We start from the raw sequence: 22865 nt of genomic DNA, 5'->3' as shown, positions 1-22865 counted from the left end.
CGGAAACATATTTATCATCATATGATTCAAACATGAGAAAAGAAACCCTACATTGGATTCTTTTCTCTACATAATCTAAAGTTTGGGTACACTAGATTCATGCAATGTAGGAGCTTTCCAAGCAGAAAGCTAACCTTCATTTAAGATGATAGCATACATATCTCCACCAAAAATATGCAAATATGCATATAGCATTTTTATTTCTCAATGTCAGAATATTGAAAAATAAGTGGTGCACAGGTAAAATAAAGTCGTTATCCGTCTTCTTTTGTCAGTCAGAGAGAATAGAAGAATGGGAGAGGAAAAAATGATAAAATCGTTGAAACAAAAAATGGTAAGCTCTTTACTTGCCTTATCACTTGCTGTCGGTTTAGCTCCAATCGGACAAGCAAAAGCTGATTCCACCTCAGAAATTACACAGACTCCATCTATTACAAAACAAATTGATGCAAACCGTGCCATCGAACATATCCGTTTCTTATCCGAAACAATTGGTCCTCGCCCTGGTGGAACAAAGTCTGAAGAATGGGCTTCTCGCTACATTGGTATGCAACTTAAATCGATGGGCTATGAAGTTGAATATCAGCCATTTCAAGTGCCGGATCAGTACGTTGGATTTATCGAATCGCCATTATCCACAAAACGTAATTGGCAAGCCGGTGCTGCTCCTAATGCATTAATTTCTACAGAGGCTGTTACAGCCCCTCTTATCTTTGTTAAAGGTGGAACAAAATTAGCGGATATTCCAAATGAAGTTAATGGTAAAATTGTTCTATTCGAAAGAGGAACAACGGTAGCAGACTATAATAAACAAGTTGAAAATGCTGTTAGTAAAGGGGCAAAGGGCGTTCTTTTATACAGTTTAATTGGGGGGCGTGGAAACTACGGACAAACTTTCAATCCCCACTTAATGAAAAAACAGTCTGTTCCTGTATTTGGTCTTGCTTACGCTCAAGGAAATGCATTTAAAGAAGAACTTGCGAAAAAAGGAACGACAATTCTTTCTTTAAAAGCTAGACATGAATCTAATTTAACTTCTCTAAATGTTATTGCGAAAAAGAAACCAAAAAATAGTACAGGTAATGAAAAAGCTGTCGTTATAAGTTCACACTATGATAGCGTCGTTGGAGCACCTGGTGCCAACGATAATGCTTCTGGGACTGGATTGGTATTAGAATTAGCTCGTGCTTTGCAAAATGTAGAAACTGATAAAGAAATTCGTTTTATTACTTTCGGCTCCGAGGAAACTGGATTACTTGGTTCAGACCATTATGTAAATAGCCTATCTCAGAAAGAACGTGACCGTATTTTAGGTGTCTTTAACGCTGATATGGTTGCAACAAATTATGATAAAGCAAAAAATTTATACGCTATGACACCTGATGGTTCTACAAATCTTGTAACAGATGCAGCCCTGCAAGCAGGTAAACAATTAAATAATAACCTCGTTCTTCAAGGAAAATTCGGCTCTAGTGATCACGTACCGTTTGCTGAAGTTGGTATTCCTGCCGCTCTATTTATTTGGATGGGTGTCGATAGCTGGAATCCATTAATCTATCATATTGAAAAGGTATACCATACACCTCAAGATAATGTGTTAGAAAACATTTCGCCTGAACGTATGAAAATGGCATTAGACGTTATCGGGACAGGAGTTTATAATACACTTCAAACACCTGTTACTCAAACTGAACAGAAGGCCGCTTAATGCTTTAAAAGACCACTGAGTTTATCGGTGGTTTTTTATTGAGAAAAAATATATATGCATAAAAGCATATTTTCTCCTATGTATTATCGTATACAATATTAACTGTAACAAAAATGATTACAACTAATAAGGAGGCTTTTTCTACTATGAAAAAAATGATTTTAGCAGGTGCGTTAACTTTAGCAGGAATTACTGGAGCTACCGCCTTTATTCCAGAAACAAAGGCTGCCGCCGCTCAAGAACAAAGCTTTACAAAATTTTATTCTTTGCAAACTGGAAGTAGTTCCGAACAAGAACCTATTTTCCTTCAAAAGGGACAAGAACTAACAATTCATCCTAACAGCAAAACTCCTAGTTACAGTGTTTATGACTCAAATCATAACCTTATTGGGCGTTATTCTGATGGTTACGGCAGAATTTTCGCTGCAAAAACAGATGGAAATATGTATGTCCAATTTCATGCACCTTACGTGTACTATAGTCCTGTTAGTTTTTCTGTTACTTATACAATTCAATAAAAAAGAGGCCCTTTAGAGGGCCTCTCTTATTGCTCTTTCCAATTCACTTTTACAAATCCATCTTTCACCATGAAACCACTTATATTAAATACGTACTTTTCGTTTGCCTTCAATGTAACTGTAAAATTACCTTTTTTTGATTCACAGATTTCTTTTAACTCTTTAATACTTTCCGCTTGTCTTTCATACAAACTAAAGCATAAGTTACCACGTCTTGCATCTGTTTCATAAAAAAATGTTACTTCTGTATCTTTTTCGTACTCAAGCTCAATGTCTTTCCCCGCAGTATCCCATGATGAGAACTTGGCCTCGTAACTTGCCTCTCCTTGCTTCTCGCTTTCTAAATATATATCTCCGGCTCTCCACGTATCATCTAACGTTTGGACAAAAGCAAAGCCACTGAGTAATACAAACATTACACTTGCAAATATGGCAACTAACGTTATTTTTTGTTTTTTCATACCCTTCATCATATGTTCTCCTTCTACTCTCTTTTTACTTCTTCGCATCATATATAACAAAACTCCAATAAAGAATGGTAATAGAATCGATACCACACTCCACCACTTACTTATTCCATGCGTTTTTGCATCTGTATATACCCATGATGCTATACATACTAAAAGTGCTATAAAAGCAAAAAACATTGTAACTCCTGCCACCTCAAATATCACAAATGGATTAGCGAACTCTTTCATATATTTGTTTGATAAAAATTATATTTTTTTATTATCTCCATACAAAAAGGCAACCACACCATCGTGTGATTGCCTTTTACTTAAAGCGAAAGTCCGCTTCTGCTTTTCTTCATTGTCCAGCTCCAGCGGCTAGAATACTCGGTGGCTTCGCGCCTTCCTCCGAGGCAAAGTACGCCTCTCTGTCAGGAGCTCCATCCCCCTCCTATTCTAAACGAGCCGCTTCCGCTTTTCTTCATTACATTTTTTCTGGTGCAGATACTCCTACGATTGCTAGTGCGTTTTGAAGTGTAGTGCGTACTGCTTTCATTAATTCGTAACGAGCTTTACTTAACTCTAAGTTATCTTGGTTTAATACTTTCTCTGCATTGTAGAAGCTGTGTAGTGCTGCAGCTAATTCAAATGCATAGTTTGTAATGCGGTGTGGCAGACGTTTTTGCGCTGCATCCGCAACTACAGCTGGGAATTCACCAAGTTTTTTCAGTAATTCTACTTCTTTCTCAGAAGTAACAAGTTTATAGTTCACGTCTCCGCCTGTAGCTAATCCTAACTCTTCACCTTGACGAAGGATACTGCATACACGAGCATGTGCATATTGCGCATAGTATACTGGATTTTCATTAGATTTTGATACAGCTAAGTCCATATCGAAGTCTAAATGAGAATCACCGCTACGCATTGCAAAGAAGTAACGCATTGCGTCCACGCCTACTTCTTCCATAAGCTCACGAAGTGTAACTGCTTTACCCGTACGCTTACTCATCTTCATTTTTTCACCGTTTTGGTATAGTTGTACCATTTGGATGATTTCTACTTCTAATGTGTCTTTATCGTAACCAAGTGCTTGTATCGCAGCTTTCATACGAGGAATGTAACCGTGGTGGTCAGCACCCCAAATGTTGATTAATTTATCGAAACCACGCTCTAATTTGTCGCGATGGTAAGCGATATCTGGCGTTAAGTATGTGTAAGAACCGTCGTTTTTAATTAATACACGGTTTTTGTCGTCACCGTAAGTCATTGAACGGAACCAAGTTGCGCCGCCTTCTTCAAAGATTTCGTCACGCTCTTTTAATACAGCAAGAGCCTGATCAATTTTTCCGTTTTTGTATAATGATGTTTCTGAGAACCATACATCGAATTTAACACGGAAGCTCTCTAAGTCTTTTTGAAGTTTTGCTAACTCATATTTCAAACCGTATGAACGATAGAACTCATAGCTTTCTTCCGCATCAGCTTTCGCATAACGATCGCCAAACTCTTCAGCTAAACGTTTACCGATACCGATAATATCTGCACCGTGGTAACCGTCTTCTGGCATTTCTTTATCTAAACCTAACGCTTGCATGTAACGAGCTTCAACAGAAAGAGCTAAATTATGAATTTGGTTACCCGCGTCATTAATGTAGTACTCACGAGATACATCGTATCCTGCTTTTGCTAATACGTTACATAAAGTGTCGCCTACCGCAGCACCGCGTGCATGTCCTAAGTGAAGGTCACCTGTTGGATTCGCAGATACGAACTCAATTTGTACTTTTTCACCTTTACCAGTGTTCGTTTCACCGTAAGCTTCACCAGCATTAACGATTGTTGGAATTAAGTCTGTTAAGTAACTATTATCCATATAGAAGTTAATAAAACCAGGACCAGCGATTTCAATTTTTTCAATAGAAGCTTTTGCTTTATCAAAGTTTGCAACTAATTCTTCTGCAATCATACGAGGTGCTTTTTTCGCAACACGTGCAAGTTGCATTGCCATATTTGTAGAGAAATCACCATTTGTTTTATCTTTTGGAGATTCTAATACAACGTTTGGAATCTGTTCTTCTGTCGCTAATTCTGCCTTTAATACAGCAGCTTGAATTTCTTCTTTAATCAATCCTTTTACCTGTTCTAAAGAATTCATTATTTTGCCTCCTTTAAGTTAATTGTAATTGTATATCTGCCAGCTTCTTGTTCACTTAGAAGCAATGCGTACGTTAAGAAGAGTTGTCCTTTTTTCTTTTCATCCGACCATTTAAAAAGAACGTTATCAGTTTTCGTTTGCAGTGCAAACGTACCAAGTTCACTCGTGTACGTACCAGTTGTCCATTCACCTTTCACATGCGTCTGACGCATAGAAATAGCACCTGAACGCATAATGAGAACTTGTTCATCTTGAATTTTTATAATTGTCTTCACTTCGCCTTGTTCGTTCGGCTCTTGGAATGTTACGTATGTACCTTGACCTTTTACATAGTATTGACCATTTGCTTCAAAAGCAACGGTTTCCTTCCTCGCCCCTTCACGGATTTCTGTTACGAAATGAACGTGTATCGGCAAGCCTGCAAGTTGTTTCTTCACGTCTTGCACACCTTTCAAATGTTATAGATATTAAATACTACTTATAATAAATCACTTTTCCTATCATATCAAAAAAAGATGCTGTCTGTCTGCTGAAAAATCAGGAAAACTCCTTTTCAAAAAATAATTCACCCTCACTTTATTTCATATGATAAAATATTTTTTAAATCTAAATATTCTTTTAATTAAAGGGGTGAATGTCATGATACCAACAAAATTAAAAAAAGGGGATGAAATAAGAGTTATTTCAGCATCTTGTAGTTTAAGTATTGTCTCAAATGAAAACAGAAACCTTGCTATAAAAAGATTAACCGACATGGGCTTTCAAGTTACATTCTCAAAATATGCTGATGAGATAGATCGATTCGCTTCCTCTTCTATTTCTTCACGTGTTCAAGACCTCCATGAAGCATTTAGAGACCCTAATGTAAAAGCAATTTTGACGACACTTGGCGGATATAACTCTAACGGCTTATTGAAACATCTCGATTACGATTTAATTCGCGAAAATCCAAAGTTTTTCTGCGGCTATTCTGACATTACTGCTTTACATAACGCACTTTATACAAAAACAGGTCTTGTTACATATTCAGGTCCTCACTTCTCTTCATTTGGAATGGAGAAAGGTCTCGCGTATACAACCGATTACTTTTTTAAATGCTTAACTTCTAATGATTCTATTGAAATCCTACCATCTGAAACGTGGAGTGATGATTCTTGGTATATAGATCAGGAAAATCGAGAATTTATTAAAAATGAAGGATATATTTCGATTCAAGAAGGAGAAGCTACAGGGGATATTATCGGCGGAAATATGAGCACTTTACATTTACTACAAGGTACACCGTATATGCCAAGCTTACGAGATAAAGTTTTATTTCTTGAAGAAGATAGTTTAACGGGAAAAGCTACACTTAAAACTTTCGATCGATACTTACATTCTCTTATGCAACAAACTGATTTTGAATACGTAAAAGGTATCGTTATAGGAAGAATGCAAAAAGGAGCAGAATGTATGATAGAGGACATTCAAGAAATGATTACTTCAAAGCCTGAACTTGCACATATCCCTATTATTGCGAATGCAAGTTTCGGACATACAACTCCGATCTTTACTTTCCCAATTGGCGGACGTGCAAAAATCATTTCTAATAAAGAAAGTTCAGCTATCACCATTTTAACGCACTAAAAAAGGAGCGAACGATTCGCTCCCTTTTATGGTTTTTCTATTTTTTGCAACGCTTTTTGTGGGATTGATTCTTTCGGGATTTCAGCCCATCCTTTTCCCTGCATACCTTTTGCATAAATTTTTATAAAAGCACCCGTATGCAATTCACGGTTCACCATTCTTTTAATAACTTGTAACTTTCCATCTTCTGTATATCCTTTAAATGTATACAAATATTCATCGTCTTTTTTCTCGCTTTTATCTATAACGGCATAATAATCTTGTATTTCTTTATTTGAAAAGAAGTTGTCTACAAAAGCATGCACACCTTCTGTTTTCGTGTTTAAATAATATGCTGTTCCTCCTAAAATAATGGCGAACACAGCTAAAACTTTAATTACCAATTTCATAAATGCGCCTCCTGTTTGCACTACTTTCTCACTAACCGTATGTCTATACCTGTATTATACGAAAAAAAGCATACTATACTCTATCGAAATGCCTTACACTTTCCTTACATTATTGTAAGGGTTTTTCACCTTACAGCAATTTCCCAATAAAAAATTTTTCCGTTTCACAAACTTTTATATTATTATTGAATGATACAAATTTTTATTACAAAAATCAAAGGAGACAGTTTTCAAATGGCTATCTTGCAAGGTTTAGCACTATTACTTGTTGTACTTTGTCTATTTACACTTTTCAGTTACCGTGCGCCTTACGGAATGAAGGCGATGGGTGCTTTAGCTAATGCAGCAATCGCAAGTTTTCTTATTGAAGCATTTCACCGTTATATAGGTGGAGAAATGTTTCATAATGACTTTTTACAATCAGTAGGAGAAGCTTCTGGTAGTATGAGCGGTGTTGCAGCAGCAATTTTAGTAGCATTAGCAATCGGCGTTTCACCCGTATACGCTGTTTTAATCGGTATCGCTACTAGTGGATTCGGTATTTTACCAGGATTTTTTGCTGGATACGTTTGTGCCTTCGTCGTGAAATTTCTCGAAAAGAAATTACCAGCTGGTGTAGAGTTTTTAGCAATCCTATTTATTGCTGCACCAATCTCACGTGGAATGGCCATGCTTATGGATCCACTCGTTAACGCAACACTTGGTAAAATCGGTTCTATGATTTCAGTTGCAACTACAGAAAGTCCTATCATTATGGGTATTATGCTTGGTGGATTAATAACAGTTATTTCTACCTCTCCATTAAGTTCTATGGCATTAACTGCAATGCTTGGATTAACAGGTTTACCAATGGCAATTGGCAGTCTTGCCGTTGCGGCCTCAGCCCCGATGAACTTTATTTTCTTTAAACGACTAAAAATTTGTTCAAAGAAAGATACAATTGCTGTAGCAATCGAGCCTTTAACACAAGCCGATGTTGTCTCAGCAAATCCAATTCCTATCTATATGACAAACTTCGTTGGCGGCGCGCTTGCCGGTATTATTACATCGCTATTCCAGCTCGTTAATAATGCGCCAGGAACAGCATCACCAATTCCAGGGCTTCTCGTCTTGTTTGGATTTAATGACGTTATAAAAGTAACGATCGCTGCTGTACTATGCGGAATCGTTACCACTATTGTCGGATACATCGGATCTATTGTGTTCCGCAAATATCCGATCCGCTCTGCTGATGAAATTCGCGGCATTGCTTCAGAAGAAAAGGTTGCATAAGAAAAAGAGTTATTCTCACCTTTTGAGAATAACTCTTTTTTTCATGTCTTGCTATGGTAAATGGGATTATATCGACGATTTTTTTAATATATCGACTTACCGACACATAACAGATAAAATAAAAGCCCCTATTCATAGGGGACTCTTACTTTATCCAGCTACAGCGGCTAGAATGGTCGGTCGCTTCGCTTCCGCCTTTATTTCTATCCAGTTACGCCTCCTAGACCCTTGCGTCTAAGAACCTTCCCTGCCAAAAGGTAAAAAGCACCTTTTGCAGGAAAGAACCTTAGTCACCGGGTCTAAACAGTCGGCTTCACTTTTATTTCACCCAACCGAGCAGCATTTCCCGCACGAATTTGCTTGCTGCGACTGGTGTTTGATCACTATGGTCGTAGACAGGAGCTACTTCTACTAAGTCTGCTCCAACTACATTTATATTTGAATTTGCAATTGCCATGATGGAATCTAATAGTTCTTTAGATGTGATACCTCCAGCCTCTAACGTTCCTGTTCCAGGAGCATGAGCTGGGTCTAATACGTCAATGTCGATTGTGACATAGACTGGACGTCCTGCAAGTTTCGGTAATACTTCTTTTAACGGCTCTAATACGTCAAATTTGTATAAGTTCATACCTACTTCTTTCGCCCATTCAAATTCTTCCTTCATTCCAGAACGAATTCCGAAAGAATATACGTTTTCCGGACCAATTAAATCACACACTTTACGAATTGGTGTAGAGTGGGATAAAGGCTCCCCTTCATACGATTCACGTAAATCAGTATGAGCATCCATGTGGATGATTGCTAAATCCGGATATTTTTTTGCCATTGCCTTAAAAATTGGCCAAGACACTAAGTGCTCACCGCCGAGACCTAGTGGAAACTTACCGGCATCTAAAAGTTTTGATACATACTCTTCAATCATGTCTAAGCTGCGTTGTGCATTTCCGAATGGTAATGGGATATCACCCGCATCAAAATATTTTACCTCTTCTAGTTCACGATCTAAATACGGACTATATTCTTCAAGACCGATTGATACTTCACGAATACGTGCAGGGCCAAAGCGAGATCCTGGACGGAAACTTACTGTCCAATCCATAGGCATCCCATAAATAACCGCCTTTGACTCTTCAAAACTTGGATGACTTTTAATAAATACTTTACCTGAATAAGCTTCATCAAAACGCATATTCTTTTCCTCCTTATGTGGAACTTAAGGTATCCCAACCTTTCATTATTTCTCAAATTTGGAGCGTACTGCTCCTCTTTCTCGATTTACCTGGGCCTTCTTGTTATCACAAGAAGACTACTTCATTTGTAGCAGTGTAAGTAACTAGCATGTTCAAGCCTTCTAGACAAACACCTTAAATGAGTTACTTACACTTTATTTATTTCAATTTAACGCTCTTACTTAATTAAATCGCCAACAAATTTCGGTAATGCGAATGCTGCATTGTGTAATTCTTTTGTGTAGTATTTCGTTTCGATTTCGTGGAAACGCTCTTCACTTACTTCTAGTGGATCATGTTTTTTAGATCCGATTGTGAATGTCCAAAGTCCACTTGGATACGTTGGAATGTTTGCTGTGTATAAACGAGTAATTGGGAAGATCTCTTTTACGTCTTTAAACACAGTTGTAATTAGTTCTGGTGTGAACCAAGGGTTGTCCGTTTGTGCAACGAAAATACCATCTTCTTTTAACGCTTTAGAGATTCCAGCGTAGAAACCTTTCGTAAATAAGTTTACTGCTGGTCCTACTGGCTCAGTAGAATCTACCATAATTACGTCATATTCATTTTCGCTTTCTGCGATGTGTAGGAAACCGTCTCCTACTTTCACCTCTACACGCTCATCATCTAATGCGCCTGCAATTGATGGTAAGTACTGTTTAGAGTACTCAATTACTTTTCCATCAATTTCAACAAGAGTTGCTTTTTTTACGCTTGGGTGTTTTAACACTTCACGAATAACACCGCCATCACCACCACCGACAACTAATACGTTTTCAGGGTTTGGATGTGTAAATAAAGGTACGTGCGCTACCATTTCATGATAAACGAACTCATCTTTTTCTGTTGTCATAACCATGCCATCTAAAATAAGCATGTTTCCGAACTCTTCCGTTTCAACCATATCAAGTTTTTGGAATTCTGTTTGCTCCGTATGTAATGTGCGGTTAATACGTGCCGTAATCCCAAAATGTTTTGTTTGTTTTTCAGTGAACCATAGTTCCATCGTACAATCACGCCTTTCAATGCAAATTTATAATAGGGACATCATTAATGTCCCCTAACAAAAATAAAACAAAACATCCAAAATGTATAGTTAAAAGTACAAAAATACCGAAAATATATTTTAGTCAGAGGGTTCTAACATATATGTGGAAAGGGTTTGCCTTGTAATAGGAAAGAAAACCCTTTCTTAAGAAAGGGCTTTTGTCTCTATTTCTACCGGTTTACGAATCGGAATTAAGATCATAACGCAACCAACTAATACAACAACTCCACCGACTAAAAATGGACTTTGTGGTGAAACAGTGTGTCCGATAACTCCTGATAAAATGGGAGCAATCGCTCCTCCTAACCAACGAACGAAGTTATAAACACCTGACGTAACAGATCTTTCATAAGGTGAAATATCCATTACATAGCTTGTATATAATGCATTATTTAAACCAGATGCTAATCCTGATAGAACGATTAATACGATTTGTAACCACATAATTTTCACAAAGAATAATGCAATTAAGAAAATCGCAAATACGAGTAAACTACCTTTTAACAATGTTTTCGGTTCATATTTCCCTTCTAGCTTATGTGCTAAAATTGCGGAACCGTAAGCTAACGCTAATCCCCATCCACAAAATACAAAACCTAATTGAATAGCGGATAAATGCATAATAAGTGGTGAATATGCTAGCACGACGAAAAATCCGTAGTAGTATAACATCCCTGAAATCGCACCTTGCATAAACGGTTTATATTTCACTAGGTTAAGTAATTCACCTACGCCCGCTGCTTTACGCTTCACTTTTCGCTCCGGTTCTTTTACAAAAAAGAATACTAAAATAAATGCTAAGAAAATTAAAATACTCGTTGCGAAAAATGGGTAACGCCAAGAATGTCCACCTAATATACCACCTAACAATGGGCCACCTGCCATTCCTAAACCGATAGCTGCTTCATATAATCCTACTGCTTCATGAACCTCCTTACTTAATGCTATTAAAAGTGTCATTGCTGTAGCAAAAAACATCGCATTTCCTAATCCCCATCCAGCACGGAAAAGAGATAATTGAGCAATCGTTTGCGATATACCGCATATAAACGCAAATACAGTTACAATTGCAAGACCGATTGTCATCATCCGCTTATCACCAAATCTTGATGCGAATATACCAGCTGGTAACATCATAATTGCCATCGTTAAAATATATGCGGTAAATAACATTTCAACTTGCCAATGCGTTGCACCAATTTTCTCAGCAATAATCGGCAAGATTGGATCGACTACCCCTATACCAGAAAAGGCAAGGAAAGTAGCCACCACTGTAATCAATCTCCCTAGTTTTTGTTTGCTCTCCATTTCGATCATTCTCCTTTTGTGCTCTCTAAAAATGTCACTGCACGATGTAAACTATCTTCAAGTTCTGCCTTTACACGCTGCATTTGCTCCATTTTTTCATCCAGCGTTTGCACTTGTTTCTCAAGCATATCTTTAATTTCTTGAATCACTTCGCGGTCGCGAGGATTCTCGCTATTTCTTCTTTGTTCCATTCTTTCTTTTAACGATAAGAAATGTTGCATTTCTTGAAGCGTGATTCCTAATACTTCTTTCGCCTCCACAATCCTTTTAATTCTTGCAATATCCTCATCCGTATAAAGCCGAATGTTCCCCTCACTACGCTCCGGGGGATGAATTAAACCAATTTCCTCATAATAACGAAGTGTACGCTTTGTTAAACCAACTTGCTTTGTTACTTCATCAATTTTATACATGTTTATTCCTCCCTTCACTCAATTATTACATTTTACGTTAACGTTAACTTTTGTGCAACTGTTAGACTTTTGTAAATTTTTTTCATATAAATTGTATTTTTCTCATAGCGGTTTCATAATGAAGGAAAAGAGATGATAAGGAGATTTTCACATGAATAAACCACTTATTTTCGCTCACCGCGGGGTAAAAGGAACACATCCAGAAAATACGATGATCGCCTTCCAAGAAGCTGAACGCATTGGCGCTCATGGGATTGAACTTGATGTTCATCTATCAAAAGATGGCGAACTTGTCGTAATCCACGATGAAACAGTGGATCGCACAACAAATGGCGTAGGGATTGTTTCTGAAAAAACGGTAGAGGAACTACAATCATTGGACGCTGGTAGCCATAAAGACCCTTCTTTCCATGAAGCAAAAATCCCAACGTTACGCGAAGTTTTCATCTGGCTTTCCACAACGAACTTACAACTAAATATCGAATTAAAAACAGATGTGATTCACTACCCAAATATTGAAGAAAAAGTTGTTGCACTTGTTCGTGAATATCATCTTTCTAATCAAATTGTATTCTCATCATTTAACCATGACTCTGTTTCATTATTAGCAGAAATAGCTCCTGAAATCCCAAGGGCAATTTTATATGATACGCCACTTGCTGATCCTATTGCTGAAGCAAAAATTAGAGAAGCAACTGGTTTACATCCAAACTTTCAGCTACTAACTAAAGAATTCGTACAGCTAGCACAAAAACAAGGGTACGTTTTCCGCCCTTATACAATTAACGAATACAAAGATTTACAAACGATGATTGATTATGGTGTAGATGTCATCATCACCGATTGGCCAGCACGTGCCTTTGAGCTCCTTTCTTAATTGAAGGGGCTTTTTGTTTTCAAAATTTCATTGTTTAAAATAAATGAAAATCCTCAATACTAATACAATAATGTTTGTATTAATGAGGGGCTGAAAAAGATGAATCAAACTATAAATCCAAAACTTAAAAAATATAAACGTCTTTTCTTCACCGTAATGTTTTCTTGTGTTCTTTTTTTTGTTTTTTCCTTTTTTGTTATTATTATAGTTGCAAAAATTATGGGACCACCTCCTGTCGCAGTCCCGCAAACAAGCGTCTTTTACGCGAACGATGATACAGTTATTGGACAAAGTAACGAAATACAAAAGCGTTACAATGTCTCTCTTAATGAAATTTCTCCCTATGTAAAAGAAGCGACACTTTCTATTGAAGACCAAAGATTTTATAAGCATCATGGCTTCGATATGAAACGTATTGCAGGTGCAATTGTTGCTGATTTAAAAGCAATGGCAAAAGTACAAGGTGCTAGTACGATTACACAACAATACGCACGTAATCTATATTTAGATCATGATAAAACGTGGAAACGGAAACTATTAGAGGCAATGTATACTGTCCGCCTTGAAGTGAATTATAATAAAAATCATATTTTAGAAGGATATTTAAATACAATTTATTACGGACATGGTGCTTATGGCATCGAGGCTGCGTCTCGTCTATATTTCGATAAAACAGCAAAAGAATTAACATTAGCAGAAGCCAGTATGCTTGCAGGAATCCCGAAAGGACCTAGTGTCTACTCTCCCTTTTTAAAAGAAGAACGTGCTAAAGGACGTCAATCTCTCATATTAGATGAAATGGTAGAACAAGGTTATATTACGAAGCAGCAAGCAGCTTCTGCAAAAAAGGAACCGCTAACTTTTGCCTCGCTTGATACGAAAAAAGTAGCAGAGGTTGCGCCTTATTTCCAAGATGCTGTACAAGCTTCTCTTCTTCGGGATATCGGACTGGATGAGCAAGCCTTACAACGAGGTGGCTTACGTATTTATACAACGTTAGATCCTAAGTTACAATCTGTAGCAGAACAAGCTGTCAAAGATCATATACCTGAAACAGCAAACATACAAACTGCCCTCGTCTCTATGAATCCAAAAACAGGTGAAGTGGCTGCTCTTGTTGGAGGAACTGATTATAATACGAGTCAATTTAACAGGGCTACACAAGCCGTCCGTCAGCCTGGATCTACATTTAAACCCTTTCTATATTACGCAGCTTTGGAACGAGGATTCACCCCTGCTACGCGCTTAAAAAGCGAATACACTGTATTCACTTTAGGTGACGGTGTTTCAAAGTATAAACCGAAAAACTATAAAGATTATTACGCAGATGATTTCGTAACGATGGCACAAGCTCTCGCAGTCTCTGATAACATATACGCTGTGAAAACAAATTTATTTTTAGGTGACGACACGCTCGCAAAAACAGCGAAGCAATTCGGAATTAAGAGTGCATTAAAAGATGTGCCTTCCCTAGCTCTCGGCACGTCTCCTGTAAAACCAATTGAAATGGTGAATGCTTATAGTATGTTCGCAAACGGTGGAAAAGAAGTAAAACCTATCTTTATTCGTCGTATTATGGATCATGAAGGGAACATGTTATACGATGCTCATTTGGAGAGCAAACAAGTTCTCGATAAGAGCAAAGCGTTTGTGATGGAAGAAATGATGACTGGTATGTTTAATAAAAAACTAAGCAGTTATGCCGCTGTAACTGGTCAATCTATGTTATCAAAACTATCAAGAACATATGCCGGAAAGTCTGGTTCTACTGAAACGGATAGTTGGATGATTGGATTCACTCCACAAATCGTAACTGGTGTATGGGTTGGATATGATCAACCTAAATCTATTTCAAACGTAGCAGAACAAGGATATGCGAAAAAAATATGGACCGATACGATGGAGAAAGGCTTAGATGGGCAGCCTAAAAAGGATTTTAAACAACCAAGTGATGTCGTAGCGGTTAATATTAACCCAGAAAACGGAAAGATTGCTACAAAGAACTGTCCAATTTCAGTTAAAATGTATTTCGCCAAAGGCACCGAGCCTACTGAATATTGTATGGATCATGTCGATGATAAAGAGGAATTTGAAAAAACAAGTGAAGAAAAGAAAAAAACAAGTTGGTGGAAAAAATATCTTCCTTGGTAAAAAATAGCTGACGGACATCCGTCAGCTATTTTTTATTCACTTAATAATGCATGACGCAATTCTTCACTAGACTCGTTCCAAATCGCTTCATTATGTTCTTTCAAGAACGTACCAAGTACTTTTTTAGAAGATTCATCCATATGGTCAACCATAATGTGACGCTTCAATGATTTATCCATTTTATTTACATGCTCTGGAAGTGATTTATATCCGCGGCGAATTTCACGGTCTACTGTCATTTCACAAGCTGTTACCCCTGCGTAATAAGCACCGTTCGGTGTTCTTTCAATTGTTACCCAAACAAGCCAAAATGGTTTTCCGTTTGGAACGTCATCTTTATTTGTTAAAAACTTAATTCCTTTTTCTACTGTACTACGCGCATGCATCGCACCGATATCAACGAATGCAGTTTTCTCTAGTACATCAACAAATACAGGTGAAATGTTTTCTAAGCTTAATGCCCCAACACCAAATCCACCATGTCCATCTGTTGAATCATTTTTCACGATATTAAAACCGATTTTCTTCTTTTTCTCTGTCATATGTAACTTCCTCCTCACTTAAAAATTATAAAAGCCCAAAAATAGGCGCAATAATACTTTGTAAAAATACGAATACATACGGAATGACAACATTGAAAATAGGTTGAATTGTGTAATTGCTAAGCGGTGTAATAACAAGAATTAATAACGCAATTGCCCCATATTTTTCATACTGTGTCATTTTCGCGCGAATATTTGCTGGTGCTAAATCTTCCACAACGCGATATCCATCAAGTGGCGGAATCGGTAATAAGTTAAATACAAGTAAAACGATATTAAGCATAATAAAAATTTGGAAGAATCGACCTAATGTATCTGCTACTGCAAATGGAATTGAGTCTAGTACGCCAAATGTTAATAAGCTATACCAAATAATTAAACCAATCGCACTTAAAATTAAGTTACTAATCGGTCCTGCAATAGAAACTAATATGCCTGCAAGACGTGGTCTTTTAAAGTTATACGGGTTAACAGGCACCGGTCTTGCCCAACCGAATCCAAGAATTAATACTGCAATCATCCCGATAGGATCTAAATGGGCCATCGGTGATAACGTTAAACGTCCTTGTTTTTTCGCTGTATCGTCCCCAAATTTATATGCCACATATGCATGTGCAAATTCATGAACGGATAGTGCAATAATAATCGCCATTGCTACTAACGGAATTTCGTGCAATGGATATCTAAATAACTGATCCATACTTCATCTCCTCTTCAATATGTCAAAAAAGAAATTATTTGTTTTTTCGATTGTTCTTCCCCATAATCCGCTATAATAAGAGTGTAACTTACATAAAAGGAGCGATTGTACATGCCATACGTAACAGTGAAAATGCTAGAAGGACGCACAGAGGAACAAAAGAAAGCTCTTGCTGAGAAAGTAACAGCAGCAGTAAGCGAAACAACTGGTGCTCCTGAAGAAAACATCGTTGTTTTCATCGAAGAAATGTCTAAAAACCATTATGCAGTTGGCGGAAAACGCTTAAGCGACAAATAATTTCAAGTTCTTTCATAAGAAGCAGCCATTAGCTGCTTCTTATTTTTTGCCTTCTAACAACTCGATAATTCTCTCTTTATATTTTCCTTTTCTTCCATCTTCATAGATTAAATCATGCGGATAGAATAACTTTTGGTCCGTTCTCTTCTTCCCCGTAATCGCCTCAACAATATCCGATTCACGTGAAAGCTCTCTAAGTTCCCCGTTCGGCATAAGGAGTAAGATTGGCAGACGCTCTTCCTCTTCTCCTGCGCGATAAAAGTCATATGGTAAATCCGATGTTGAATCAACTACTAAATAATACTCTGGATCTAGTCCAATCTTTTTAAATAAGCTGCTTAGCTCCATCCAATTATCTAAACCGTGCTTATCTGTAAACTCTACATATTTAAATAGATTTCGATTCATAAAACGACGGCATAAGTCACTTAAAATTGGATCTTCTTCGTCTTGCCATACTTGGAAGTAATAATACATTACGTTCTCGTCTAGCTTTAAATAATCCTCTACTGTCACTTCTTCTTCAAACAAAGAATAGAAATGAACAGGATGATTTTTAAACGCATAATACTTCTCATGCAATGATTTAGCACGGTGTAAAATCTTCGTTAAAATAACTTCTGCACTGCGCGTTACCGGATGGAAATATACTTGCCAATACATTTGATAACGGCTCATAATATAATGCTCAACAGCATGCATACCACTATTTTTAATAACTACTTGATTCCCATACGGACGCATGACACGCAATATACGTTCCATATCGAAGTTTCCGTACTTTACGCCTGTAAAATAAGCATCTCTTAATAAATAATCCATACGATCCGCATCAATTTGGCTCGAAATCATACTAATTGCTAATTTATTAGTAGACGTTTTTGCAATTACATCTGCTACCTTTTGTGGAAACTCCTTATCAACACGACTTAATATATCATTAATCTCCGTATCGCCAACGATAATCTTTTGCGTAAATTTCTCATGATCTAATGAAAATACTTTTTCAAACGAGTGAGAAAATGGGCCGTGGCCGACATCATGAAGTAGTGCCGCACATAAACATAACAATCTATCTTCAGCATTCCAATTTGGTCTGCCATCAAACACATCATCAATCATACGACGAATAATTTCGTATACACCTAACGAATGAGTAAAGCGACTATGCTCTGCACCGTGAAATGTAAAAAATGTCGTTCCAAGCTGCTTAATACGGCGCAAGCGTTGAAATTCTTTCGTTCCGATTAAATCCCAAATAACACGATCACGCACGTGCACATATTTATGTACTGGGTCTTTAAACACTTTTGTTTCGCTGAGTTTGTCGTTTAAATATACCACTTTTCGACATCCCCCTTTCTTTACTACATTCTTACTATATATTATAAACGAAATAGGAAACAGAAAGAAATGAAAGACTGTATTAATTGCCCTTATATAAAGAAAAAATCACCTTTACCGAAGTAAAAGTGATTTCTTCTTTATACATTATTTTCCTAAAACGAACTCAGCAACTTCATCTAAGATCATTTCTTTTCCTAGTGGGAAGTAACCTTTGTTTAGATCTTCATTTTTAATTGTAAATACGTGGTTATGTTTAACAGCATTCATGTTTTTCCAAATTGATTCTTCTTGGAATTCTTTTAGACGCTGAGAACCGTCACCCGTTGTAAATACAAATAAGTAATCTGGGTTGTAATCGATTAAAGCTTCTTTTTGTACTTGTACTAATGGTTTATCAGTTGGTGTACCTTTAACTGCTGGTAATTTTAAATCATTAAAGATTACGCTACCGTAACCGTAGTCACCATATACACGGAATGCATTTGGATATGCAGCCATTTTCATGAATGTTGCATCACCAGTTTTAGCGATAATTTTATCATGTAATTTGCTTGCTTTTTCATCATACTTTTTAAACCATTCTTTTGTTTCTTTCTCTTTACCAAGAATTTGGCCTACTTCTTCAAACTTTGGACGCCATTGATCTAATGGAGTGTTTAACATAACTGTTGGTGCAATTTTAGATAATTGATCGTAAATCTTTTCTTGACGATTATTTACAAGAATTAAGTCTGGTTTTGCAGCAGCTACTGCTTCGATGTTAATTTTATCGCCCCAAGCAGAACCAACTGGTTTAACGTCTTTTAATTTATTTGCAATATGTGCATCAATTTTTTCTTGAGATGTATTAGCTGTAATAATTGGTTTCATACCAAAGATTAATAATTCTTCTGTTGAACCACTAAGGTCAGCAATTTTCTTTGGATTTGCAGGGATTTTAATTTCCCCTTTTGCATGTTTTACAGTGCGCTCTTCAGTCTTCGCATCTGCTTTCTTTTCTTCTTCTTTGTTAGAACAGGCTGCAAATAGTACAGAAGTAACCACTAGTACCATTGCTAATAGTGCCATTTTAAAATTCTTCATGTTCCCACTCCTTCTGGCTGTATTTATCTTATAATTTAGGATGAACTATAAGAAACAAAATAACAATTAATCAATATATATTTATTAACCGTTGTTAATGACCCATTCTAACGGGCGTTCAACTTCCCATTTATAAGTAAGAAGCTCAACGTCCATTAGAAGTCCCCCTCTTTACGAGGGGGTTCTACTTATGCTTTTTTACGCAATTGATTACTAATCATCGCTAAATCATATGTTAAACAAATCGGTTTACAGTTTACTGGACATGGAACGATTTGCGCTTCAATCTCAAACACGTTACGAAGTGTTTCACTTGTCATAACCTCATCTGGCGTTCCTTGTTTCATTAACTTACCTGCTTTTAATGCAATCATATGATCAGAGAAACGAGAAGCATGATTTAAATCGTGAATAACCATCACAATTGTCCTACCTTCTTCTTGGTTCAATTTCTTCAGTAAGTTTAATACTTCAAGTTGATGTGCCATATCTAAATATGTCGTTGGTTCATCTAATACAAGTAAATCTGTTCCTTGTGCAAGAGCCATCGCAATCCATACCCTTTGACGTTGACCACCTGATAAGGCTTCTGCTGAACGATTTGCGAACTCTGTCATTCCCGTCACTTCAAGTGCCCAATGAATGTAGCGATAGTCTTCTTCTTTCAATGTTCCAAATCCTTTTTGATGAGGAAAACGTCCATATGAAACAAGTTCAAACACAGTAAGGCCTGTTGGCACTTCTGCAGTTTGTGGTAAGATCGCCATTTTCTTTGCGATTTCTTTCGTTGGCTGCTTCTCAATTGCTTTTCCATCAAGATAAACAGTACCTTTTTTCGCCTTCAAAATACGAGAAGCCGTTTTTAATAATGTGGATTTCCCACAACCATTTGGTCCAATAATCGTTGTAATTTTTCCTTCCGGAATTTCAACTGTTAATCCATCAATAATTAATCCTTCATTATAGCCAACAGATACCGAATCAACTGCTAAAGTTGCCATACAAAAAGCCTCCCTTTATTTTGTCCTCATAAGTAAATATATGAAATATGGTGCACCAATTACAGAAATAACAAGACCGACCGGTATTTCTGAAGTTGGCAACACACTTCTTGAAATTACATCTGCAAATAAAAGCAAGAACGTTCCTATTAAAGCTGCAGTTGGTAACATGATTTGATGTTTACCACCAACAAGGCGTCTCGCTAAATGAGGAGCCATTAAACCGATAAAACCTATTCCGCCCGCCACCGCAACAGATGCACCAGCTAAACAAACTGCAATAAATAATAATTTACGTCTTTCTTTTTCTACGTTTACACCAAGGCCAACAGCTGTAGAGTCGCCTAAATTCATTACATTTAATATGTGTGCTTTACTAATAGCAAGCGGTAAGAAAATAACCATCCATGGAAGTACACTTAATACGAATTTCCAATCTGTACCCCAGAGACTTCCTGCTAACCAAATCGTAGCAAAACGAAAATCGTTAGATGTCATCTTCATAGAGAAAATTAAACTAACGGCACCAAATCCAGCCGCAACGGCAATACCAACAAGTATTAATCGAGTCGATGAAACGCCGTCTTTCCATGCTAATAAGTAAATAATAACTGCCGCTAATATCGCACCAACTAGGGCGAAAAATGGAAGGATAAATACAGATAAAAATGTACCCGTCCCAACTTTTCCAAAGAAAAAGTAGACGAATATAACAACCGTTAATCCCGCTCCAGCGTTAATACCTATAATACCTGGATCAGCAAGTGGATTTCTTGATAGCCCTTGCAGAATTGCACCTGACATGGCTAACGCAGATCCTACTAATATAGCGATAACCATACGCGGCATACGAAATTCAAATAAAATAACTGACTGATCTTCAGCCCCGAGTCCAACCAATGACTTTAATACATCCATTGGTGGTATTTTAAAAGTTCCTGTATTTAAACTAATAAGAAATATAGAAATGATTAATCCTACTAAAATTGTTAAAACAGAAACGTTCTTTTTTGTTAAAATGCTCGTCCTCACATTTTTCCTCTCCCTTCGTTACGTGCTAAGTAGAGGAAGAATGGAACCCCAATTAGCGCTGTAATTGCTCCAATTGGCGTTTCAAATGGTGGATTAATAACGCGAGATAACATATCTGCACACTCAATTAACAATCCACCTAAGACTGCAGAACATGGAATAACCCATCTATAGTCTGAGCCTACTAGGAAACGAGTCATATGTGGAATTACAAGACCAACAAACCCAACTGACCCTGCCATAGAAACTGCAGAACCTGTTAACACAAGAACAAGTACTGTTCCGATAAATTTAATTAATGTCGTATTTTGACCAAGTCCAATCGCAATTTCTTCACCGAAGCTCAAAATTGTAATATACCTCGACATCATAATTGCAATAAAGAGACAAACTAGACCAATTGGCACTAACATATTAATACTTTGCCATTTCACTCCAGCAACTCCGCCTGCATTCCACATACTCACCTCTTGGGCAAGATTGAAATACAGCGCAATTCCAGATGAAATTGCCCCTAATAAAGCACTAATTGCTGCACCTGCTAAAGCTAATTTCACAGGTGTTAATCCACCTGGTGAAGAAGACCCAATTCCATATACAATACTTGCGCCAAACGCAGCTCCAATAAAAGATGCGATAACAAACATTAAATAAGGTGAATTAGGGAAGAATGCATACATAATTGCAATCCCGAATACAGCGCCATCTGTAATCCCCATTAACGATGGTGATGCAAGTGGATTTCGCGTCATACCTTGCATAATTGCTCCTGATACCGCTAAAAAGGCACCTGCAACTACGCCCCCTATTGCTCTAGGCATGCGAAGTTCTTGAATTACGTTATGATGCGTAATAGATCCGTCAAACTGAAACACAGCTTGCCATACGGTCTTTAAACTAATATCTGCCGCGCCAAACGAAATAGAAACTGCCATGCTTAAAGCTAACAAAATTGTACCCGCTACTAAAATGATAGAAGCGATGAGCGGCCTGCTCTTAATCTCTTTAACACTCTCTTCTTGTTGTTCTATACTCCTTGCGCTCGCTTCCATCCCTCAACCATCCTAACCAAAAACATATATTTAATAAAATGAAATTTATTCTCAAATAGTAATAAAAAAATTAGGTGAATTGGCTCATTCTTGATAATGATTATCAGAATCAGACACTTTCTATTCTACCCACCGCTTCAAAAGGCTGTCAACCATTATTTTGAAATACAAATTCATATAAATTGACAATGTAATGAACAATTGATGTTCATCTGTCACTGACTATCAGTAATAACCAATTAAGCTTCCGTAGAATAACTCATTCCTCTTATGGGTATAAAAAAAGAAGAGTAATCTGTTCACTCTTCCTTTTCTTACTTATTTAACTTTTCCTCAATTTTTACAATTAATTCATCTTCTGTTGGAGCTGCAACTGGACGATTATTTACAAATGCGAATGATTTTTTACGACCAGGACCACAGTAAGACTGGCATGCAACTTCAATCGTTGCACATGAATCTACTTTTTTTAACTTCGGAATTAACGTTTTAACGTTCGTTGCCTGACAATCATCGCACACACGAAATTCGTTTCCCATTATATAACACTTCCTCTATTTTAAACTTTTCTCAAGTACATTTAAAAATAAACACTAAATGGTATTTTACCGCTCTTTTAAGCTCGTTGCAAGTTTCCTTGCGACGCTCTTTCCTTCATATAAAGC

General features: G+C 37.1%; 23 protein-coding genes. 7 read left to right on the top strand and 16 right to left on the bottom strand.

Annotation, left to right across the window (positions count from 1 at the left end):
* The first annotated feature begins 307 nt into the window (after positions 1 to 307).
* Both JDS81_RS18000 and JDS81_RS17995 read left to right on the top strand, forming a co-directional pair.
* Positions 308 to 1708, top strand: coding sequence for a M28 family metallopeptidase (locus tag JDS81_RS18000; protein WP_097954099.1), 1401 nt, complete (start codon positions 308 to 310; stop codon positions 1706 to 1708).
* A gap of 146 nt (positions 1709 to 1854) precedes the next feature.
* Positions 1855 to 2226: a hypothetical protein gene (locus JDS81_RS17995; RefSeq protein ID WP_000738215.1), complete on the top strand. Its 372-nt coding sequence runs from the start codon at positions 1855 to 1857 to the stop codon at positions 2224 to 2226.
* A 26-nt stretch (positions 2227 to 2252) separates the two neighbouring features.
* Here the strand turns inward: JDS81_RS17995 and JDS81_RS17990 are convergent, their stop codons facing one another.
* The 3 genes from JDS81_RS17990 to JDS81_RS17980 form a co-directional block, all read right to left on the bottom strand.
* Entirely contained in the window at positions 2253 to 2924 is a 672-nt protein-coding gene (locus JDS81_RS17990) for an anti-sigma factor (RefSeq protein WP_097954084.1), read from the bottom strand.
* A gap of 235 nt (positions 2925 to 3159) precedes the next feature.
* Positions 3160 to 4830, bottom strand: coding sequence for an arginine--tRNA ligase (gene argS / locus JDS81_RS17985; protein ID WP_001086439.1), 1671 nt, complete (start codon positions 4828 to 4830; stop codon positions 3160 to 3162).
* The gene (locus tag JDS81_RS17980) at positions 4830 to 5267 is read right to left on the bottom strand and encodes a YwiB family protein (protein WP_079246217.1); all 438 of its coding nucleotides are present in this window, start codon (positions 5265 to 5267) and stop codon (positions 4830 to 4832) included. The genes argS and JDS81_RS17980 overlap by 1 nt, the downstream gene beginning before the upstream one ends.
* A 202-nt stretch (positions 5268 to 5469) precedes the next feature.
* Here JDS81_RS17980 and JDS81_RS17975 point away from each other — a divergent pair, with 202 nt between their 5' ends.
* Positions 5470 to 6456, top strand: coding sequence for a S66 family peptidase (locus tag JDS81_RS17975; RefSeq protein WP_097954083.1), 987 nt, complete (start codon positions 5470 to 5472; stop codon positions 6454 to 6456).
* A gap of 26 nt (positions 6457 to 6482) precedes the next feature.
* On the opposite strand, the gene JDS81_RS17970 is transcribed toward JDS81_RS17975, so the two are convergent.
* The gene (locus JDS81_RS17970) at positions 6483 to 6845 is read right to left on the bottom strand and encodes a YxeA family protein (RefSeq protein WP_000779925.1); all 363 of its coding nucleotides are present in this window, start codon (positions 6843 to 6845) and stop codon (positions 6483 to 6485) included.
* A gap of 234 nt (positions 6846 to 7079) precedes the next feature.
* Between JDS81_RS17970 and JDS81_RS17965 the strand changes: the two genes are divergently transcribed.
* Positions 7080 to 8117, top strand: coding sequence for a PTS sugar transporter subunit IIC (locus JDS81_RS17965; protein ID WP_000996326.1), 1038 nt, complete (start codon positions 7080 to 7082; stop codon positions 8115 to 8117).
* 319 nt (positions 8118 to 8436) lie between these two features.
* On the opposite strand, the gene speB is transcribed toward JDS81_RS17965, so the two are convergent.
* The 4 genes from speB to JDS81_RS17945 form a co-directional block, all read right to left on the bottom strand.
* Positions 8437 to 9309 (bottom strand): agmatinase, encoded by an 873-nt coding sequence (gene speB, locus JDS81_RS17960; protein WP_001209829.1) that lies wholly within the window; start codon positions 9307 to 9309, stop codon positions 8437 to 8439.
* A 218-nt stretch (positions 9310 to 9527) separates the two neighbouring features.
* Positions 9528 to 10355, bottom strand: coding sequence for a polyamine aminopropyltransferase (speE, locus tag JDS81_RS17955; protein WP_000424693.1), 828 nt, complete (start codon positions 10353 to 10355; stop codon positions 9528 to 9530).
* Between the two features lie 186 nt (positions 10356 to 10541).
* Positions 10542 to 11705, bottom strand: a complete 1164-nt coding sequence (locus tag JDS81_RS17950; RefSeq protein ID WP_097927419.1) for an MFS transporter — start codon at positions 11703 to 11705, stop codon at positions 10542 to 10544.
* A gap of 5 nt (positions 11706 to 11710) precedes the next feature.
* Positions 11711 to 12118, bottom strand: coding sequence for a MerR family transcriptional regulator (locus JDS81_RS17945; RefSeq protein WP_000276560.1), 408 nt, complete (start codon positions 12116 to 12118; stop codon positions 11711 to 11713).
* 151 nt (positions 12119 to 12269) lie between these two features.
* Between JDS81_RS17945 and JDS81_RS17940 the strand changes: the two genes are divergently transcribed.
* Entirely contained in the window at positions 12270 to 12995 is a 726-nt protein-coding gene (locus tag JDS81_RS17940; RefSeq protein WP_001039761.1) for a glycerophosphodiester phosphodiesterase, read from the top strand.
* A gap of 99 nt (positions 12996 to 13094) precedes the next feature.
* Positions 13095 to 15146: a transglycosylase domain-containing protein gene (locus JDS81_RS17935; protein ID WP_097954081.1), complete on the top strand. Its 2052-nt coding sequence runs from the start codon at positions 13095 to 13097 to the stop codon at positions 15144 to 15146.
* A gap of 32 nt (positions 15147 to 15178) precedes the next feature.
* On the opposite strand, the gene JDS81_RS17930 is transcribed toward JDS81_RS17935, so the two are convergent.
* Both JDS81_RS17930 and JDS81_RS17925 read right to left on the bottom strand, forming a co-directional pair.
* Positions 15179 to 15688, bottom strand: coding sequence for a YwhD family protein (locus tag JDS81_RS17930; protein ID WP_000136675.1), 510 nt, complete (start codon positions 15686 to 15688; stop codon positions 15179 to 15181).
* Positions 15689 to 15713: 25 nt separating this feature from the next.
* A complete protein-coding gene (locus tag JDS81_RS17925; protein WP_000372440.1) occupies positions 15714 to 16388 on the bottom strand; it encodes a site-2 protease family protein in 675 nt (224 codons plus the stop codon).
* Between the two features lie 111 nt (positions 16389 to 16499).
* Here JDS81_RS17925 and JDS81_RS17920 point away from each other — a divergent pair, with 111 nt between their 5' ends.
* Positions 16500 to 16685, top strand: coding sequence for a 2-hydroxymuconate tautomerase (locus JDS81_RS17920; RefSeq protein ID WP_001147171.1), 186 nt, complete (start codon positions 16500 to 16502; stop codon positions 16683 to 16685).
* A gap of 39 nt (positions 16686 to 16724) precedes the next feature.
* Here JDS81_RS17920 and JDS81_RS17915 read toward each other — a convergent pair whose 3' ends face one another.
* From JDS81_RS17915 to JDS81_RS17890, 6 genes are all read right to left on the bottom strand, one after another.
* On the bottom strand, positions 16725 to 18029 hold the full coding sequence (locus tag JDS81_RS17915) for an HD domain-containing protein (RefSeq protein ID WP_000262726.1): 1305 nt from the start codon (positions 18027 to 18029) through the stop codon (positions 16725 to 16727).
* Between the two features lie 147 nt (positions 18030 to 18176).
* Complete coding sequence (locus tag JDS81_RS17910) at positions 18177 to 19115, bottom strand: ABC transporter substrate-binding protein (protein ID WP_097954080.1); 939 nt, start codon at positions 19113 to 19115, stop codon at positions 18177 to 18179.
* Positions 19116 to 19303: 188 nt separating this feature from the next.
* A complete protein-coding gene (locus tag JDS81_RS17905) occupies positions 19304 to 20116 on the bottom strand; it encodes an ABC transporter ATP-binding protein (protein WP_000212075.1) in 813 nt (270 codons plus the stop codon).
* Between the two features lie 15 nt (positions 20117 to 20131).
* Complete coding sequence (locus JDS81_RS17900) at positions 20132 to 21148, bottom strand: FecCD family ABC transporter permease (protein WP_001260585.1); 1017 nt, start codon at positions 21146 to 21148, stop codon at positions 20132 to 20134.
* Complete coding sequence (locus JDS81_RS17895) at positions 21145 to 22200, bottom strand: FecCD family ABC transporter permease (protein WP_000388286.1); 1056 nt, start codon at positions 22198 to 22200, stop codon at positions 21145 to 21147. The genes JDS81_RS17900 and JDS81_RS17895 overlap by 4 nt, the downstream gene beginning before the upstream one ends.
* A 314-nt stretch (positions 22201 to 22514) precedes the next feature.
* Positions 22515 to 22739 carry a YuzB family protein gene (locus JDS81_RS17890; protein ID WP_097954079.1) on the bottom strand — a complete coding sequence of 75 codons (225 nt, stop codon included), beginning with the start codon at positions 22737 to 22739 and terminating at the stop codon, positions 22515 to 22517.
* Between the last annotated feature and the right edge of the window lie 126 nt (positions 22740 to 22865).

The organism is Bacillus cereus group sp. N31, from assembly GCF_016483245.1.
In the GTDB taxonomy this organism is placed as follows: domain Bacteria; phylum Bacillota; class Bacilli; order Bacillales; family Bacillaceae_G; genus Bacillus_A; species Bacillus_A toyonensis.
This window is presented reverse-complemented; position numbering and strand designations above follow the sequence as displayed.